The organism is Streptomyces synnematoformans (assembly GCF_039531005.1).
Lineage (GTDB): Bacteria > Actinomycetota > Actinomycetes > Streptomycetales > Streptomycetaceae > Streptomyces > Streptomyces synnematoformans.
Genome location: NZ_BAAAPF010000009.1, coordinates 19,668 through 37,538 on the forward strand (window position 1 = coordinate 19,668; position 17,871 = coordinate 37,538).

Sequence of the window (17,871 nt, forward strand, 5' to 3'; positions counted from 1 at the left end):
CCGCCCATCCCTGTCACGCGGGCCTTCCCGCAGCTCACAAGCCTGCCGCCGCGGACACCCCGGTGTCGTCAGGCTGCGGTCTGGCGCGGACGTCCGGCCACAGGGGTAGCGGCCGTCGGCATACAGTCCCGGATGTACGCGCCGGTGCGACCGCGACCCGAGGGCCATGCGCCGTCGTGCGGCCGCCGGACGGGTCGGCGCGCACGGGCCCGGGCGTACGGCCTTGTACGGTGGCTGCCTGCGGTGCCCTACCGACGTCCGCATCCGGAGGCCGGCGAATGACGATTCGGGTGGTCGTGGCCGACGACCACATCCTCGTACGGGCCGGCTTCAGCGTGCTCGTGAACGCCGCGGCGGAGATGGAGGTCGTCGCCGAGACCAGCACCGGCCGCGACACCGTGGCCGCCGGCCGCCGGCACCTGCCCGACGTCATCCTGATGGACGTGCGGATGCCCGACATGGACGGCATCGAGGCCACCCGGCAGCTGCTCGGCGACCCGGCCACCGCGGCCATCCGGATCGTCATCCTCACCACCTTCGACCTCGACGAGTACGTGTTCGCCGCTCTCAAGGCCGGCGCCAGCGGCTTCCTCCTCAAGGACACCCCGCCCGAGCAACTGCTCGCCGGAATCCGCACCGTCGCCGCCGGCGACGCTCTCCTCGCCCCGAGCGTGACCCGGCGTCTCATCCGTGACTTCGTCAACCGCCCCGCCCTCGACTCCGGCGTCTCGCCCGCCCTGCTCGCCCCGCTCACGGAGCGCGAGAGGGAGGTCCTCGTCCACGTGGCCGCAGGACACTCGAACACCGAGATCAGCGCACAGCTCCACATCAGCGTCGCCACCGTCAAGACCCACGTCAGCCGCCTGTTCAGCAAGCTGCAGGCACACGACCGCGCCCAGCTCGTCGTGATCGCCTACGAGACCGGCCTCGTCGAGCGGGCCCGGCGGCGATAGGCCGGCCGCCGGGAGTGGTGGGAACGCTCCCAAACAAGGATCATGGCGGGATGACCACGACTCCCGCCGTGCGCCCCTACCGTCCCGGTGATCAGGACGCCCTTGCGGACATCTGCATCCGCACCGGCCACGAGGGCGGCGACACCCGCCCCCACTACGCCGACCCCGGAATCTTCCCCGCCACCTTCGCCGGCCCGTACGTCCACCTCGAACCGGACCTCGCCTTCGTGCTGGACGACGGCCGGGGGCAGGCTGTCGGATATGTCCTCGGCACCGCCGACACACCCGCCTTCGTGGAGCGTTTCCGCTCGATATGGCTACCGCTGGTCGCCGACCGCTACCCGCGGCCCGACGGCGAGCCGCGCACACCGGATGAGGGGATCGCGGGGCTGCTGCACACGCCGGAGCGCATGATCGTTCCCGAACTCGCCGCCTACCCGGCCCACCTGCACATCGACCTGCTGCCCGACTGGCAGCGCCGCGGTCACGGCCGCACGTTGATGGACACCTTCCTGCGCGCGCTGTCCGGGCGCGGCGTCCCCGCCGTCCACCTGACGATGGTCACGGCCAACACCGCGGCGCGCGCCTTCTACGACCGGCTGGGCTTCCACGAGATCGACGTTCCCGCCCCGGGCCCGGTCACGTACCTCGGCCCGGCAACGGGTGAAGCGCGTACCGCCTGAGGGCGCGGCGTACGGCATACGTCAACGGGGCCGGGTCGTCCGCGACGGGTTGCGCCGGTCATTCCTTGCGGCCGGTCGCGGCGACGGTGACACCGAGGCCGATCATCGTGAGCCCGCCGATCCCGCCGACCAGGGACAGCCGCTGCGAAGAACGGGCGAACCAGTTCCGGGCGGCGGACGCGACGAGCCCCCACACCGTGTCGCAAGCAACGGCAATGAGGGTGAAGACCAGGCCGAGCACCAGCATCTGCACCGCGACGTGCCCCTGCCCGCGGTCGACGAACTGCGGCAGCACGGCGGCGAAGAACACGATGGTCTTGGGGTTGGTCACGCCGACCGCGAACCCCTCCCAGAACGTGCGCCGAGCGCCCTGCCCCGCCTCCACACCCGTGACCGCGGCCTGCAGCGAACCACGCTCGCGCCATGCCTTGACGCCGAGATACACCAGGTAGGCGGCACCGACCAGCTTGAGCACCGTGAAGACGAGCACCGAGCGCTCCACCACCGACCCGACCCCCAACGCCACGGCCACGATGAGCACATAGGCGCCGGTCGTGTTCCCCAGGACCGTGGTCAGTGCGGCACGGCGCCCCTGCGCGAGCGCACGCCCGATCACGAACAGCACGCTGGGACCGGGAATCACGATCAGCAGGAACGACATGGCCGCGAAGGCGAGCAAACGATCGGTGGGCACCATGAAGCTCATGCAAGCACGGGCAGCGCGCGCCCTCCAGCCTTTTTCCTGACCCCGTGTAGGGGGAACGCATCGATCAAAGATGATCGTACGTGAGTGTGCGCGGCTCTTGACGTGAAAACTTTGATCGGACATGATCGTCGGCACTTGTGAAGCGCTTTCTACGCCTGCGAGTAAGGACCGCCGTGACGATCAACCGACCACCCGCCCTGCTGCTCATGGATCCTGCGACGTTCGCCGTGCAGTTCCAGGAGCCGCAACTGCGGCGCCTTCGCTCCCTCGTGCAACTCGGCGAACCGGTCTGCACCGACGATCTCGACGCCCGGCCGACGCGGCAGCGGCTCGGCGACGTCGAGGTCCTGCTGACCTCCTGGGGCGCCCCGGGGCTGACGGCCGAGCGACTGGCCGCGGCGCCGTCGCTGCGGGCCGTCTTCCACTGCGCGGGCAGCGTGCGGGAGATCGTGACCGACGAGGTCTGGCGGCGCGGGCTGCTCGTGACGAACGCCGCCGACTACAACGCCATACCGGTGGCGGAGTTCACCCTGGCGGCCGTCGTCTTCGCCGGGAAGAAGGCGCCGTTCCTGGCCCAGGACGCCCGTACGCACCGGGACGACTGGTCGTACAGCGTGCGTCGCGGCGAACTGTCGAACCGCGGCCGCACGATCGGCGTCGTCGGCCTCTCCCGCGTCGGCCGCCGCGTGCTGGAGCGGCTGCGCGACCTCGACGTCGACGTCCTGGTCGCGGACCCGTACGCCGACGCCGCCGAGGTCGCCGCGGCCGGCGCCACCCTGGTGGCCCTGCCGCACCTGCTGCGCAGCTGCGACGTCCTCACCCTGCACGTGCCGTCGCTGCCCGCCACCCGGCACCTGATCGGGGCCGCCGAACTCGCCCTGCTGCGCGACGGGGCGACCGTCATCAACACCGCTCGCGGGGCCGTGCTCGACACCGCCGCGCTGGAGCGCGAGTGCGCCGCCGGCCGGCTGGACGCCATCCTCGACGTCACCGACCCGGAGCCGCTGCCGGCCGACTCGGTCCTGTACGAGCTGCCCAATGTCATGATCACGCCGCATATCGCCGGCTCGCTCGGCGCGGAGACCCGGCGGATGAGCGAGAGCGCGCTCGACGAGTTGGAGCGCTTCCTGTCCGGACAGCCGCCGCACGCGGCCGTCACCCCCGACGAGTTCGCGGCCAGCGCATGAGCACCCCGGACCGGGCCCACGCCGCACCGCTCGCCCCGATCACGGGCTGGACCCGCGAGCGGTGGACGTCGCTCGCCGACGGCATGCTGCGCGCCGTACGCCCCTATGCCTCACCGGGGCACGCCCGCGTCACGCTGCCCGGACCCCCGGGCGGCTACGGCACCGCCGTCGACGGGCTGGAGGGCTTCGCCCGCACCTTCCTGCTGGCCGGCTTCCGGCTGGCGGGGGAGCAGGGCCGCGACCCGGACGGGCTGGCGGCGTGGTACGCCCGCGGCCTCGACACCGGGACCGACCCCGGCGCCGCGGAGCGCTGGCCCCGGCCGGACGAGCACCCGCAGGCCAAGGTCGAGGCCGCCTCCCTCGCCCTGATCCTCGACATGACCCGGCCGTGGCTCTGGGACCGGCTCGCGGCCGGCGTCCAGGAGCGGATCGTGGACTACCTCGCGCCCGTCGTCGGGGACGACAGCTACCCGCGCTGCAACTGGGTCTGGTTCCGCATCGTGGTCGAGACCTTCCTGCGCTCCGTCGGCGGCCCCTGGTCCGCCGCCGACATCGAGGCCGACCTCGCCGCGCACGACTCCTTCTACCGCGGCAACGGCTGGTTCGCCGACGGCGACGAGCGCAGTTTCGACCACTACGGCGGCTGGGCGCTGCACCTCTACCCGGTGCTCTGGGCGCGCATGGCGGGCGCCGCCGAACCGGCCGCCGCGCGGGGGGAGACCGACCGGCTGCGGCTGGAGCGGTACCTCCAGGACTGTCTGCACCTCATCGGCGGCGACGGCGCCCCGCTCGTCCAGGGCCGCAGCCTCATCTACCGGTTCGCCGCAGCCGCCCCGCTCTGGGCGGGGGCGCTCGCCGGGGTGAAGACGGTACGCCCCGGTCAGTTGCGCCGCGCCGCCTCCGGAATCATGGCGTACTTCGACGCCCACCACGTCCCCGGCGAACGCGGGCTGCTCACCCTCGGCTGGCACCACGAGTGGCGGCAGCTGGCGCAGAGCTACTCCGGCCCGTCCTCGCCGTACTGGGCCGCCAAAGGCATGCTCGGCATCGCCCTCGGCCCCGACCACCCGGTGTGGTGCGCCGCCGAGGAGCCGCTGCCGGCGGAGCGGGACGACCACGCGCGCGTCGTACGTGCCCCGGGCTGGCTGGTCAGCAGCACGTGGCGGGACGGTCTCGTGCGCGTGGTCAACCACGGCACGGACCACGCACTCCCCGGCTCCCCGGACGGCGACTCACCGCTCTACGCCCGGCTCGGCTACTCGACGGCGACGGCGCCGCTGCTGTCCGCGGAGGCGTGGACGTCGCCCGTCGACCAGTCGGCCGTCCTGCTGGACGCCGACGGCCGGGCCACGCACAGAACGGGCATGCGGAAGCTGCACACCGGCCGGGCCGGCGACGTCGTGACCGGCGCCTCGGTGGCCCGGGCGCACTGGCTCGACCCCGAGCCCGGCGGCCGCGACCACGGCTCCGGCCGGCCCGGGAAGGCGACCGACGCGGCGGCCGTCACGACGGTCTCGGCGCTGCGCGGCGCCTGGGAGGTGCGCTGCGTACGTGTCGATCCGCTGCCCGGCGCCCCGGACGCGCTGGGCGCCGCCGCCCGGCTGCGCGTCGGCGGCTGGCCGCTGGCCGGCGAGGCGGTCGACGGGCGCGTGCAGCCGGGCGGCTGGGCCCTGGCGCGTACCGCACGGCTGGCGTCCGTGGCCGTGGCGGTCGAGGGCTTCGACGACGCGGGCACCCGCTCCGACGACGGCGCGAGCCCCCTGGGCGGCCACAGCCTGACGCCCTGGCTCTCCGGCCCGGTGGCGCCGGGGCGCTGGTACGCCGCGGCGATCGGGCTGTACGGGGCGACCGGCACCGGCACCGGCGAGGCCGCGGCGCCGCACGTCCGGCTGACCGCCGGCGCCGTGCACATCGGCTGGCCCGACGGCAGCCGGACCACCGTCGACCTGCCGGCCCCCGAAGGGCCGTCGCGGCAGGACACCGCACCAAGACTCGGAACCTCGGGGGCGGGCCTCGGGGACGGGACCTGTGGAGAGGAAACGGATCGATGAGGATTCCAAGGACGCGGGGGAAGGCGGCCGGCGGGCCGCGACACCTGATCAGGGGCCTGGGCGTGCTGACCGCGCTGTCCCTGGCCCTGACCGGCTGCGGCTCCGGCGGCGACTCCGGCGACGGGGACGGCAAGACCAGGCTGCGCGTGTCGGTGTGGAGCATGGCGGAGACCCCGGAGTTCCAGGCGCTGTTCGACGCCTTCGAGAAGAGCCACCCCAAGGTCACGATCGAACCGGTGGACATCCTGGCGGACGACTATCCCGACAAGGTGACCACCATGCTCGCGGGCGGTGACGACACCGACGTGATCACCGTCAAGAACGTGACCGACTACTCCCGCTGGTCCAGCCGCGGCCAGCTGGCGGACGTCACCGACGCCATGCCGGCCGGCGGCGAGAAGGACCTCGCCGGCCTGGAGGCGTTCGACAGCGACGGCTCGTACTACGCGCTGCCCTACCGGCAGGACTTCTGGCTGCTGTTCTACAACAAGACGCTCTTCGACCAGGCCGGGGTGGACTACCCGGAGGACCTCACCTGGGACGAGTACGTCGACGTGGCCGAGCAGCTCACCGAGGACGGCGGCGACCAGGTCTACGGCGCCTACCAGCACGTCTGGCGCTCCGTGGTCCACGCCGTGGCCGCCGCCCAGAACGGCGGGGACCAACTCAGCGGCGACTACGACTTCTTCGCCGAGCAGTACGAGACCGCCCTGGAGCTGCAGGACTCCGGATCCACCCTCGACTTCGGCACGGCCACCGCCCAGCAGGCCGACTACGGCACGCTGTTCGAGTCCGGCAAGGCCGCCATGGTCCCCATGGGAACCTGGTACGCCGCGCGCCTCATCGAGGCCACGCAGAACGGCGACACCGACGTCGAGTGGGGCATGGCCCCGCTGCCGCAGCGCGCGGACGCCACCTCGACGACGACGTTCGGCTCACCGACCTCGTTCGGCGTCAACAAGAAGGCGGCGAACCCCGACCTGGCCAAGGAGTTCGTCGAGTTCGCCGCCGGCGAGCAGGGCGCCGAGGCGATCACCGAGATCGGTGTGGTGCCGGCGCTGCAGTCCAGCGAGCTGATCCAGAAGTACCTGAGCCTCGACGGCATGCCCACCGACAAGCTGTCGGCCAAGGCGTTCGAGCCCGACGAGATCGCCCTGGAGATGCCGGTCAGCGAGAACACCTCCGACGTCGACACGATCCTTGAGGAGGAACACGAACTGATCATGGTGGGCGAGAAGTCGATCGAGGACGGGATCAGCTCGATGAGCGACCGCGTCCACGACGAGGTCCTCGACTAGACGGTACGAGACACGCGGGGCCCGGCCGGTCCGGGCCCGCGGCTCCCAGACGAGGACCACGAACATGGCTCTTGCTTCCCCGCAGAAGACGACACCGGCCCCGCCGGGCCGGTCCAGCCGCAGTGTGCAGCGGCGCCGCGTACGGCGGAACACGCTGATCGGGTGGAGCTTCATCCTGCCCAACTTCATCGGGTTCGCGCTGTTCACGCTGGTGCCGGTGGGTGCGGCCTTCGCGCTGGCGTTCCTGGAGTGGGACGCCGCCAGCTCACCGGAGTGGGTCGGCCTGGACAACTTCGAGCGCATGCTCGACGACGAGAACTTCCAGGTCGCGCTCACCAACACCCTGTTCTACGCCGGCGGCCACATCCCGCTGACGCTCGTCGCCTCGCTGGCGCTCGCTCTCGTGCTCAACCGGAAGATCCGCGGCGTGAAGTTCTTCCGCACCGTGGCGTTCTTCCCCTACATCACCTCGCTGGTGGCCGTCGCGGTGGTGTGGAACATGCTCTTCAACCCCACCAGCGGACCCGTCAACCAAGGGCTGGAAGCGCTGGGCGTCTCCAGCACCCCGGGCTGGACGACCGACACCGACTGGGCGATGCCGGCCGTCATCATCACCAGCGTCTGGCGCGACATGGGCTACTACATGGTGCTCTACCTCGCCGGCCTGCAGACCATCCCCGCCGAGTACTACGAAGCCGCCCGGGTGGACGGCGCCAACGCCTGGCAGCGCTTCTGGCACGTCACGCTGCCCGGCCTGCGCCCGACCACCTTCTTCGTCCTCGTCATGCTGACGGTCCAGAGCTTCAAGATCCTCGACCTCATCGTGGTGATGACCGACGGCGGACCGGGGCGCAGCACCCTGGTCCTCGCGCAGCTCATCTACCGCGAGGGCATCAGGGACGGCGACTACGGCTACTCCTCGGCCATCGCGCTGGTGCTGTTCGCCATCGTCCTGACCATCACCGTCGTCCAGTTCCGGCTCAACGAACGGAGGGACGCCCGATGACCGCTCTGCTGGGCACCACGGCGTCGCCCGGTGCCGCTCCTCCCGCCCCCGCCGCACCACCGCGCCGCGGCCGCTTCGCGGGCCGGGTGCTCCGCACGGCCGCCGCCTACGCCGGCCTGCTCGCCGTGGCCGCGGTGGTGCTGATCCCGTTCATCTGGATGATCTCCTCGTCGCTCAAGCGCGACAACCAGGTCCTCACGGTCCCCATCCAATGGATACCCGAGGAGTTCCGCTGGTCGAACTACTCGGAGATCTGGGACGAGATCCCGATGCTGCAGTACCTGAAGAACTCCGCGTACCTGGCCGTCGTGGTCACCTTTCTGCAGGTGCTCACCGGCAGCTTCGCCGCGTACGGCTTCGCCAAGATCAGGTTCCCGGGGCGCGACGCGCTCTTCCTCGGCTACATCGGCACCATCGCGGTGCCCTGGCAGGCGTACATGGTGCCGCAATACATCATGATGGACGACGCCGGGCTGACGAACACGTTCTGGGCGATCATCCTGATCCAGGCGTTCAGCGCCTTCGGAGTGTTCCTGATGCGGCAGTACTACATGTCGATCCCGGACGAACTGGTGGAGGCGGCCCGCATCGACGGGCTCAGCGAATACCGCATCTACTGGCGGATCATGCTGCCGCTGTCGAAGCCCGCGCTGGCGAGCCTGGCCCTGCTCACGTTCGTGAACACCTGGAACGACTACATGGGCCCGTTCATCTACCTCTCCAGCAACGACCTGTGGACGGTCCAGCTCGGCCTGCGCTCCTTCATCGGCCTGTACGACGCCCGATACGCGATGATCATGACCGGCGCCGTGCTCTCCGTGCTGCCCGTCGTCGTCATCTTCCTGCTCGGCCAGCGGTACTTCATCCGCGGCATCGCCACCACCGGACTGAAGGGGTGAGCACGATGAGCGAGTCCACCGCACGTTCCGGCACGCGCCTCAACATCTTCCGCCCGGCCGCACAGGCCACGTACGACCGGATCTTCGGCGTCGTCTACGTCGGCCTGATGGCCAACGTCCAGTTCGCGCTGGCGACCGCGCCGCTGCTGGGCGCGCTCGCGGTCGTACGGGACCCGTTGGCGTCCTGGCCGTTCTTCGCCGTGCTCTCCTGCCTGTGCGCGCCGGCGCTGGCCGGTGTCTTCGGCTGCTTCACCGCCCTGGACGAGGACGGATCCCCGGTGGTGCTGCGCCCGTTCTGGGGCGCGTACCGCCGCGCCGCCGGGCGCGCGCTCGCCGTCTGGGCCCTCGGCGCCGGGCTGGTCGGGGTGCTCGTCGCGGACGCCGTGGCCCTCGCCCGAACCGCCTGGGGACCGGCGCTGGTACCGCTCTTCCTGACTCTCGCGGTGCTGGTGAGCGCCACCGTGATCTCCGTCATCACGGTGCTCGCGGCCCCCCGGGCGGCGGGAGACACCCGGCTGCGCCGGCTGCTGTGGCCCTGCCTCGTCCTCACGACGCGGCGCTGGTTCCTCGCCGTCGCCAACGTGGCACTGCTGGGCCTCGCGGCCACCGTCGTGCTGCTGCAACCGCTCGTCGGCCTGCTTGTCGCGTGCGCCCCGCTGCTCTACGTGGTGTGGGCCAACACGCGGTACGCCGTTTCGCCCCTCCACGACGCCGACCAGCCGGAGGACTCGCACGTCTGACCCCTCCTCCGCGCGGAGCACGGGCCGCGCGGAGGAGGACGGGCCCGGCCGGCGGAACAGCCGCCGGTCGTGGATGCGTGAGGTCCGACTGCCCCCTTCACGTATCCGCCGGAAGCCCTCGGAGGCACAGCGCCTCCGAGGGCTTTCAGGCGGCGCCCGCAACGGGGCCGGAACGGAGCCGGAACCGCCGAACCGCATGCGGCGCGATCCGCGGGAGCAGGCGCACTCAGCGGGACGACGCGCGCACGATCAGCCGCGGCGCGATGGCGATGCGGTGCGCGGGCCGCTCCGGGTCGCGATCACGGAGGCGCTCGGCCAGCAGCCTGAACGCCGCCCGGCCGACGGCCGCCTTCGGCGGGCGGACCGCGGTGAGCGGCGGGTCGCACAACTCGGCGACCTCGTCGTCGTAACTGACGCAGGCGAGGTCGCCGGGGATGTCGATACCGCGCTCCTGGCACCGTTCCACCAGCGAGATCGCCTCGGGGTCGGAGTGCACGAGCAACGCGGTCGTCCGCGAGGCCACGCACCGGTCGATCAGATCCTCGCGCGCCTGCAACCAGCCGGGCTGTGCCTGGTCGACCGTCTCCATGTCCGGTGTGCCGTCGAGCCGCAGGTCGAGTTCCGCGCAGGCCTGCCGCCAGCCGCGCCGCACATGCGGGCCGGTGGGGCTGTCCACGGTGGTGAGGAGCCCGACGCGGCGGTGACCGAGTGAAGCCAGATGCCGGACGGCCATCGCGGCACCGAGCACGTGATCGCTGACGACGGACTCCATGACCTCCTGGTACGGCTCCAGGGTCGCGGTGCGCTCGACCAGGACCACGGGCACCTCGGTGGCCTGCAGCCACCGCACCAGTTCCGCGCCCTCGCCGCTCGTCGTCGTCGGTGCCACCAGCAGCCCGTCCACGTTCCCCGACTCGACCAGCCAGTTCAGCTGCCGACGCTCGTCGGCGGCCTCGTAGGTGGCCCCCCGCAGGACGATGCGTGCGCCCTCGCCCGCGGCGGCCTCGCGGACGCCGCGGATGATGTCGGGCCAGTAGTAGTCAAGCGACGGGACCACCATGCCGATCGTCCTCGGCTGCACGGACCGCCGCTCGACCGGGGCCGCAGCAGTCTCCGGCGCGCGGGCACGCTCGCCGTCGACCGGCGGCCCGGCGGTGGCCGGGGCGGCACCGAGCAGCGTGGCACCGCCCCGCACCCTGCGGACGAGCCCCTGCTCGGCCAGCATGGAGATGTCACGACGGATGGTGATCACCGAGACGTCCAACTCGGCCGCCAGGTCGTTGACGCGCACCGTGCCGCGCCGCTGCAGGAGATCGAGTACGCGGGTACGACGTTCGTCTGGCAGCGGGGCCGAAGTGCCGGAAGTCGTCATTCGTGCATGTCCGTCCTGATCGCAAGAGTGCCGCTGGCAGTACCGGGGAGGCGAACCCCCCTCGTGGTCAAGCTGCTGCCCCACACCGCCGTCAGCAGCGGATCATCCGACGTGAGCAGGGTGAACAGGCCGACGCACCGCCCGGGTTCCACACGGGAGCCTAGCGCGCAGCCGGCGGTCGGCCGGGCCGCCACCGTCGTACGGAGGAGGCCTGGGCCGCAGAGTCGATCACGGTTCTCCTTGCCGCTCGGTGTCGTCGGGCCGATCAGTTACGATCGTATATGAGTCGAGCAAATTCTGACGTGATAGGTCTGATCGTAATTGATCGGCCGTGTCTCGGGCGCGGCAGGGTGGTCGTCGGCAGGGCCGACCGGCCGGTCGTGCCCGCCCCGGCCCCGCACGCGGCCCGGCCCCCGCCGCCGGACCACGGGCGCCACCGCGCTGGCCGCCGCCGACTTCAAGGGCGTGAACTCGGCCATGCCCGGCGACAACTTCACCGACGGCCCCGTCGTCCCCGAAGGGCTGAGCCGGTCCGACGACTGCGACACCGTCTACGCGAAGGCGACCGCTTCGACGGCACGTACCTCTCGCTGCACCTGTACGCGTTCTTCTACCCCGGCGAGAAGAGCAACGAGGAGTGGAAGGCCGAGTTCGCATCGAAGATCGGTGACTGCGGCGCCCGCACCGTGCTGGACGAGTTCGGCGCCCCCATGGACGACGGCAGGGACTACAACGAGGCGGACAGCGACGACGACTTCGTCCGCCACATCCAGGCCGGCACCGACACCGCACGCGAGCACGGCATGGGCTCGGTCTACTGGCCGGCACTGGGCGGCAAGCACACCCAGCGCCCCGACTACGACTGGTACTCCCTCTTCGCGCTGGAAGGTAGCGGCACCGACCTGTCCCTTACCCTGCGCAACGAGAGCATGGTCGACCGCCTCCACCACGCCTGGGGCCTCGGCGGCTGAACCTCCCCACCGGCACCCCGGCCTCCGCCACGTGGCCGGGGTGCCGCCCCGGGGGCCGGCAGCCCCGGCATCCGCAGGGGTGAACGCGGCAGCGGTGTCGGGGACGAGGAAGTGCACGCGGCGAAAGCGCGGCACGGCAGCCGGCGCTGGGCGGCTCGTGTCTGGGATCGGGGCCGAGGTGGCCGGTGGGGGAGGCGAGGTTGGGGCCGGCCGATCACGCCGCCGAGGGGGGGCGACCAGCATGGTGGGGGCGGCCCGGGTACGGGCGGTGGAACGCCGCCGGTCAGAGCAGCTCCTCGGTGTCGACGGGCAGCTCGGCCAGGCGCCATTCGAGCATGCCGTCGTGGAGGCGGATGGCCCGCCGGCCGCGGTCGACGAGCAGCCGGACCGCGTCGTAGGCGAGCACGCAGTACTCACCGCGGCAGTACACGACGACGTCGGCGTCCCCGGGCAGCTCACCGATGCGGTCGGCCAGCTCCTCGACCGGTATGGAGAGGGCGCCGGGGATGTGCCCGGCCCGGTACTCCGCCACCGGGCGGACATCCAGGACCACCACGTCCCCGGCGGCGACGCGGGCGCGCAGCTCCTCGCGGGTGACCTCCTGCCCGGCGTTCGGAGGCAGATCGCCGAGGTAGGCGTCCAGGGCCGGCGGCACCGCGGCCTGGCGGTGCTCGGCGACCTTGCGCAGCAGGGCGAGCAGCCGGGCGACGTCGTCTCCGGCGAGCCGGTAGTGGATGCGTACGCCCTCGCGACGGGTGGCGACCAGCCCGGCCTGCTTGAGCGTCTGCAGATGCGCCGAGGCGGTCGTCAGGTTCAGCCCCGCGGTCTTGGCCAGGGCCTCGACGGTGCGCTCGCCCTGGGCCAGCAGATCGACCAGCTCCAGGCGCTTTCCGCTGGCCAGCGCCTTTCCACTGGCCGCGAACGCCTCGTACAGCTCCGCCTTGGAGCGGGCCCTCGTGGTTTCCGGCATGGCATCCTCCATTAATCCATGGAATATTGTAGACGGTAAGGAAGGCCGCGACCAGACGCCTCATGCACCGGACCGTTGGAGGAACACCATGGGCTTCGCCGAGGAGCACCTCATCCCGCTGGTCGACGACGGGCTGGGCAACAGTGCCTACCTCGTCGACCTGGGCGACGGCCGGGCCCTGGCCGTGGACGCCGCCCGCGACCTGCGCGTGCTGCACGCCGCCGCCGGGCGGCGCGGCCTGGCCGTGGCGTACGCGGCCGACACGCACCTGCACGCCGACTTCCTCTCCGGCGCCGTCCAGCTCGGCCACGACACCGGCGCCACCGTGCTCGCCTCCGCCGGCGGGCGGCGGGCCTTCCCGCACACGGCGCTCGCCGACGGCGACGAGGTGGACCTGGGCGGGCTCACCCTGCGGGCGCTGGCCACGCCCGGCCACACCGACGAGCACCTGGCGTACCTCCTCCTCGACGGCGACCGCGAGCTGGGGGTGTTCACCGGCGGCTCGCTGATCGTGAACTCGGCCGCCCGCACCGACCTGCTCGGCACCGACCGCACCGAGCAACTGGCCCGCGCCCAGCACCGCTCGCTGAAGCGGCTGACCGCTCTGGACGACGGCACCGCGGTGTGGCCCACCCACGGCGCCGGCTCGTTCTGCTCCGCCCCGCCCGGCGCCGAGCGCACCACCACCATCGGCGCCCAGAAGCGGGCGAACCCGCTGCTGGCCGCGCCGGACGAGGACGCCTTCGTACGACAGCTGACCGGCAGCCTGGGCAGCTACCCCGCCTACTTCGACCGCCTCACCGAGCGCAACCGCCGCGGCCCGGCCGTCCTGACCGCCGCCCCCGCCTTGCCCGCACTCGCCGCGGCGCAGGTGAAGGACCTGCTCGCCGACGGCGGTCACGTCGTCGACATCCGCCCGGCAGCCGCCTACGCGGCCGGACACGTCCCCGGCGCGATCTCCATCCCGCTGCGCGATCAGTTCGCCACCTGGCTCGGCTGGCTGCTGCCCGACGACGCCCCGCTCGCCTTCGTCGCCGACGACGGCCAGGACCCGGGCGAGGTCGTCTGGCAGGCGTACAAGATCGGCTACGAGCGACTGGCCGGACGCCTCGCCGGCGGCATGGACGCCTGGCGCGCCGCCAGATACGCGCAGGCCACCACCGACTTCGTGAGGGCCGACCGCATCGGCCGGCGTCCGTACGTCGACGTGCGCCAGCGCGCCGAGTACGCGGCCGGTCACGTCCCCGGCGCCGTCCACGTCGAACTCGGCAGCCTCTCCTCCCATGTCGCCGACGCCCCCACCGGCGCGGTCGTGGCCTGCGGCCACGGCGAGCGCGCCATGACCGCCGCCAGCATCCTGGAACGCGCCGGCCACACCGACGTCGCCGTCCTGGACGGCGGCCCGGCCGACTACGCCGCCGCCCACGGCCTCCGCCTCGCCGAGGGCACGGAGGACACCGGCTCGTGAACACCGCCCCCGCCGACTCCGGCCGGCCGGTGCGGCTGGGCCTGCGGGAGAACTGGCCGCAGTTCACCCTCCTGATCGTCGTCAACGTCTGCGTCGGCGCCCTGGTCGGCCTGGAGCGCACCACCGTCCCGCTGATCGGCACCGACGTGTTCGGCCTGACCAGCGACCTGGCCGTCTTCTCCTTCATCATCGCCTTCGGCGTCACCAAGGCCCTGACCAACCTGGCCGTCGGGCCGCTGACCACCCGCTTCCGCCGCAAGCACATCCTGGTGACCGGGTGGCTGATCGGCATCCCCGTCCCGTTCGCCCTGGCCTGGGCGCCCTCCTGGGGATGGATCGTGGCGGCCAACGTGCTGCTGGGTGTCAACCAGGGCCTGACCTGGTCGATGACCGTCAACATGAAGATCGACCTGGTCGGCCCGGCCCGCCGGGGCCTGGCCACCGGGCTGAACGAGGCCGCCGGGTACGTCGCCGTCGGCGGCACCGCCCTGCTCACCGGCTACCTTGCCACCGCATACGGCCTGCGCCCCGCGCCCGAGCTGATCGGCGTCGTCTTCGTCGCCGCCGGGCTCGCCCTCTCCCTCATCGTCCGGGACACCGCCGCCCACGTCGCCCTCGAACTCGCCCAGCACTCCGGCCCCGCCCCCACCGGCGAGTCCAACGGGCTGGCGCACATCTTCGCCCGCACCTCCTGGCGCGACCGCTCGCTGCGCGGCGCCAGCCAAGCCGGCCTGGTCAACAACCTCAACGACGGCCTCACCTGGGGCGTCTTCCCCCTGCTGTTCACCGACCACGGTCTCGGCCTGGCCGCCGTCGGCCTGATCAAGGGCCTCTACCCGCTGCTCTGGGGCGTCGGCCAGATCCCCACCGGGCACCTCGCCGACCGCATCGGCCGCAAACCCCTCATCGTCTACGGCATGCTCACCCAGGCCGGCGGATTCGTACTCGCCCTCGCCCTGCTCGACCGGCCGCTGCTGGCGGGGGTCCTCTCCGCCGTCGCCCTCGGCATCGGCACCGCGATGGTCTACCCCGCCCTCATCGCCTCGGTCTCCGACCACGCCCACCCCGCCTGGCGCGTCGGCGCACTGGGCACGTACCGCTTCTGGCGCGACGTCGGCTACGCCGCCGGCGCCCTCGTCGCCGGCATCCTCGCCGACACCCTCGGCCTGAACGCCACGGTCATCGCCGCGGCCGTCCTGACCGCCGGCTCCGGCCTGCTCGCCGCCCACTGGATCACCGAACGGCCCCGGCCCTGATCGCTACGCTGACGAGCCGACCCGGGATGCGGAGGCGGTGGCGCAGAGCAGCCGGACTTCCGGAGAACACCCGACGAGCAGGCTGGCGAGGCCAGGCTCGACCCGCACCAGTCGGGGACAAGACCTGTGTCCAGGGGGCGACGCGACCCATACGTACACGCCGCTGGCGCGGACGACCCTCAAGCTGCCGGGGGCTTGACTGATACGTGCATTCGAACCTCCGTACGCCGCCCCGGAGGGCAGGTGCCAACGGTGCACGACTGAACCGCCCCGGGTCGGGACACGGCGGGTCCGCCGCACTCGCCGCACACGCCGCAGGGAACCGTTTCTGATGGTTGACACGTGGGCAAAGAGCCGGATGCCTCTCTTTCGGCCGGAGGAAGGGCGTGTGTGCGAGACGGAGGGGGACACCACGACCCCGGGCGCCCGGGGCGCGAACGTCTGCAGCAACACATGGCAGTTCTTCGGCGGCCACCAGCCACCGCCACCCGCGGAACGGCGAGTGCACCCGGGCGGGTCATCGTCCCCCTTTTCCGGAGCAGGCAGCCTCCCTGCGTACCGGCGAATCCGGGGTCCGGTCAAGTCCGTTGCCCAGAAGGCGGCTTGGCCCCGCCCCACACCATGCGGCCCGATGCAACGCGTATCGCTCCGGCGCGAGGGGGAAACAGTGGGTGACGGACAGCAGGGCCACGGGGAGATCACGGAAGCACTGGAGCAGTTGAGAACACAGCTCGCCGCTGCGCAGGAGGGCAGCGAGGGCTCCCGGCTCCGGTTCCGGATCACCGAGGTGGAGATGGAGTTCCTCGTCGAGGCCCGCACCGAGGCGGGTGCCTCGGGCGGGCTCAAGCTCGGCGTGGTGCGCCTGGGCGGCGACGGCCGGGCCACTCAGGGCGCGAGCCACCGCCTGCGGGTCGTGCTGGACGTCCAGGACGTCCGCACCGGGGAGTCGGCCACCGTGTCCGACCGGCGCTGACCCGCGTGACCGCCCACCTCCACCCGGGCCTGGTCGCCGTCACGGCAGGACCGCGGGACGACCGGGGCCGGAGCGAGTTCGGCACCGGACGGCTGCTCGTATCCGGCCTCGTCCTCACCTCACGCCACGGCGTCACCCGGCCCGACGGCACACCTCGCCCGCAGATCGAGGTCAAGCCGCTGCTGGGCCCCCGGGGCGCCGTACGGCCGGGCGAACCCGTCGCCGCCGACGTGCTTTGGCAGGGCGCCGGAGACCTGGACGCCGCCCTGCTCGACGTGCACGACACCGCGGGCGCCCCCTGGCCGCCCGGTTTCCTGCCGCCCGTCGACCCGGACTGGGCCGAACCCGCAGGGAACCGCCCCGTGCCCGTGCAGGCGACCGGCATGTCCGCCGCGGCCGCCCGCGGCACCGGTCTCACCACCGAGACCGACACGGTCCGCGGCAGCCTCGACCCCCTCACCTACACGGGCAGCGACCGCTACGCCGTCGACGTGCACAGCGGCCGGCCCGCCGATGCACACGACTGGTCCGGCATGTCCGGCGCGGCCCTCCTTGACGACGCGGGCACCCTCATCGGCGTGGTGGCCTGGAGCGACCTGCTCTACGAGGGCCGGCTCACCGCCGTACCCGTACGGGCCCTGCTCGCCGACCACGGCGGAGGCAGGCGACACGTTCGCCAGAGCCCGCGCACTGTACGAGCAGGCGGGCAGCCCCGAGGGGATCTCCCGGGCCCTGCGGGGCGAGGGCAACGTCCAGCTGGCCACGGCCCGTTACCCCCAGGCGTACGACACCTTCGAACGCGCCGCCCGGCTCTCCACCGACCTGGACGACCGCTGGGCCGGGCCCAGGCCCTCCGCGGCCTGGCCGACGTGGAACGCATGGCGGAACGGCCCGCCTCCGACGCCCGCGACCACTACCAGCAGGCTCTGGCACTCTACGAGGAGATCGGGGACCGCCAGGGCCAGGCCCAGTGCCTGCGGGGCCTCGGACACCTGCACCGTCTCGCCGGAGACTACCCCCAGGCCCGCGAAGCGCTCAGCCGCGGCCACCGAATCTGCCAGGAGATCGCCGATCCCCGCAGCCAGGCCGACCTGCTGCGCGGCCTCGGCGACATCGAATGCCTCGACGGCCGCTTCCAGGCCGCCCGGAAAGCGTTCACCGAGGCCCTCGCCATGTACGACAGCCGGGGCATCACCCGCGGCCGTGCCTACGCGCTGCTCGGCCACGGCGACACCGAACGCCTCGACGGCCGCTAGGAGGAGGCCCGGATCGCCTACGCGGCCGCCCGGGGAACAGTTCGAACGCAACAGAAACACCTCCGGAGCGGCCAGTGTCCTG

Annotated in this window: 16 protein-coding genes; 13 read left to right on the forward strand and 3 right to left on the reverse strand. The window is 72.4% G+C overall.

Going from position 1 to position 17,871, the window contains the following annotated elements:
* The first annotated feature begins 278 nt into the window (after nucleotides 1-278).
* On the forward strand, nucleotides 279-953 hold the full coding sequence (locus ABD317_RS03840; RefSeq protein WP_027757055.1) for a response regulator: 675 nt from the start codon (nucleotides 279-281) through the stop codon (nucleotides 951-953).
* A gap of 50 nt (nucleotides 954-1,003) precedes the next feature.
* Complete coding sequence (locus tag ABD317_RS03845) at nucleotides 1,004-1,636, forward strand: GNAT family N-acetyltransferase (RefSeq protein WP_344287821.1); 633 nt, start codon at nucleotides 1,004-1,006, stop codon at nucleotides 1,634-1,636.
* A gap of 58 nt (nucleotides 1,637-1,694) precedes the next feature.
* On the opposite strand, the gene ABD317_RS03850 is transcribed toward ABD317_RS03845, so the two are convergent.
* Nucleotides 1,695-2,333: a LysE family transporter gene (locus ABD317_RS03850; protein WP_027757057.1), complete on the reverse strand. Its 639-nt coding sequence runs from the start codon at nucleotides 2,331-2,333 to the stop codon at nucleotides 1,695-1,697.
* Nucleotides 2,334-2,515: 182 nt separating this feature from the next.
* Between ABD317_RS03850 and ABD317_RS03855 the strand changes: the two genes are divergently transcribed.
* The 6 genes from ABD317_RS03855 to ABD317_RS03880 all read left to right on the forward strand — a co-directional run bounded on the left by ABD317_RS03855 (nucleotide 2,516) and on the right by ABD317_RS03880 (nucleotide 9,523).
* Complete coding sequence (locus ABD317_RS03855; RefSeq protein ID WP_234020250.1) at nucleotides 2,516-3,529, forward strand: hydroxyacid dehydrogenase; 1,014 nt, start codon at nucleotides 2,516-2,518, stop codon at nucleotides 3,527-3,529.
* Nucleotides 3,526-5,580, forward strand: coding sequence for a DUF2264 domain-containing protein (locus tag ABD317_RS03860; protein ID WP_344287825.1), 2,055 nt, complete (start codon nucleotides 3,526-3,528; stop codon nucleotides 5,578-5,580). The genes ABD317_RS03855 and ABD317_RS03860 overlap by 4 nt, the downstream gene beginning before the upstream one ends.
* On the forward strand, nucleotides 5,577-6,878 hold the full coding sequence (locus ABD317_RS03865) for an ABC transporter substrate-binding protein (protein ID WP_344287827.1): 1,302 nt from the start codon (nucleotides 5,577-5,579) through the stop codon (nucleotides 6,876-6,878). The genes ABD317_RS03860 and ABD317_RS03865 overlap by 4 nt, the downstream gene beginning before the upstream one ends.
* Before the next feature lie 64 nt (nucleotides 6,879-6,942).
* On the forward strand, nucleotides 6,943-7,884 hold the full coding sequence (locus ABD317_RS03870; RefSeq protein WP_344287829.1) for a carbohydrate ABC transporter permease: 942 nt from the start codon (nucleotides 6,943-6,945) through the stop codon (nucleotides 7,882-7,884).
* Entirely contained in the window at nucleotides 7,881-8,783 is a 903-nt protein-coding gene (locus ABD317_RS03875) for a carbohydrate ABC transporter permease (RefSeq protein WP_344287830.1), read from the forward strand. The genes ABD317_RS03870 and ABD317_RS03875 overlap by 4 nt, the downstream gene beginning before the upstream one ends.
* Nucleotides 8,784-8,788: 5 nt before the next feature.
* The gene (locus tag ABD317_RS03880) at nucleotides 8,789-9,523 is read left to right on the forward strand and encodes a YesL family protein (RefSeq protein WP_344287832.1); all 735 of its coding nucleotides are present in this window, start codon (nucleotides 8,789-8,791) and stop codon (nucleotides 9,521-9,523) included.
* A 226-nt stretch (nucleotides 9,524-9,749) separates the two neighbouring features.
* Here the strand turns inward: ABD317_RS03880 and ABD317_RS03885 are convergent, their stop codons facing one another.
* Nucleotides 9,750-10,895, reverse strand: a complete 1,146-nt coding sequence (locus ABD317_RS03885) for a substrate-binding domain-containing protein (RefSeq protein ID WP_344287833.1) — start codon at nucleotides 10,893-10,895, stop codon at nucleotides 9,750-9,752.
* A 350-nt stretch (nucleotides 10,896-11,245) separates the two neighbouring features.
* Here ABD317_RS03885 and ABD317_RS03890 point away from each other — a divergent pair, with 350 nt between their 5' ends.
* Entirely contained in the window at nucleotides 11,246-11,866 is a 621-nt protein-coding gene (locus tag ABD317_RS03890) for a hypothetical protein (protein WP_344287835.1), read from the forward strand.
* Between the two features lie 283 nt (nucleotides 11,867-12,149).
* Here the strand turns inward: ABD317_RS03890 and ABD317_RS03895 are convergent, their stop codons facing one another.
* Nucleotides 12,150-12,836 (reverse strand): ArsR/SmtB family transcription factor, encoded by a 687-nt coding sequence (locus ABD317_RS03895; RefSeq protein WP_344287838.1) that lies wholly within the window; start codon nucleotides 12,834-12,836, stop codon nucleotides 12,150-12,152.
* Between the two features lie 88 nt (nucleotides 12,837-12,924).
* On the opposite strand from ABD317_RS03895, the gene ABD317_RS03900 reads away from it, so the two are divergent.
* The 4 genes from ABD317_RS03900 (at nucleotide 12,925) to ABD317_RS03915 (ending at nucleotide 17,789) form a co-directional block, all read left to right on the forward strand.
* Nucleotides 12,925-14,304, forward strand: coding sequence for an MBL fold metallo-hydrolase (locus ABD317_RS03900; RefSeq protein ID WP_344287840.1), 1,380 nt, complete (start codon nucleotides 12,925-12,927; stop codon nucleotides 14,302-14,304).
* Nucleotides 14,301-15,560 (forward strand): MFS transporter, encoded by a 1,260-nt coding sequence (locus tag ABD317_RS03905; RefSeq protein WP_344287842.1) that lies wholly within the window; start codon nucleotides 14,301-14,303, stop codon nucleotides 15,558-15,560. Before ABD317_RS03900 ends, ABD317_RS03905 begins: the two co-directional genes overlap by 4 nt.
* 667 nt (nucleotides 15,561-16,227) lie before the next feature.
* Nucleotides 16,228-16,533, forward strand: a complete 306-nt coding sequence (locus tag ABD317_RS03910; protein WP_344287844.1) for a trypco2 family protein — start codon at nucleotides 16,228-16,230, stop codon at nucleotides 16,531-16,533.
* Between the two features lie 5 nt (nucleotides 16,534-16,538).
* Entirely contained in the window at nucleotides 16,539-17,789 is a 1,251-nt protein-coding gene (locus ABD317_RS03915) for a tetratricopeptide repeat protein (RefSeq protein ID WP_344287846.1), read from the forward strand.
* Nucleotides 17,790-17,871 lie beyond the last annotated feature (82 nt).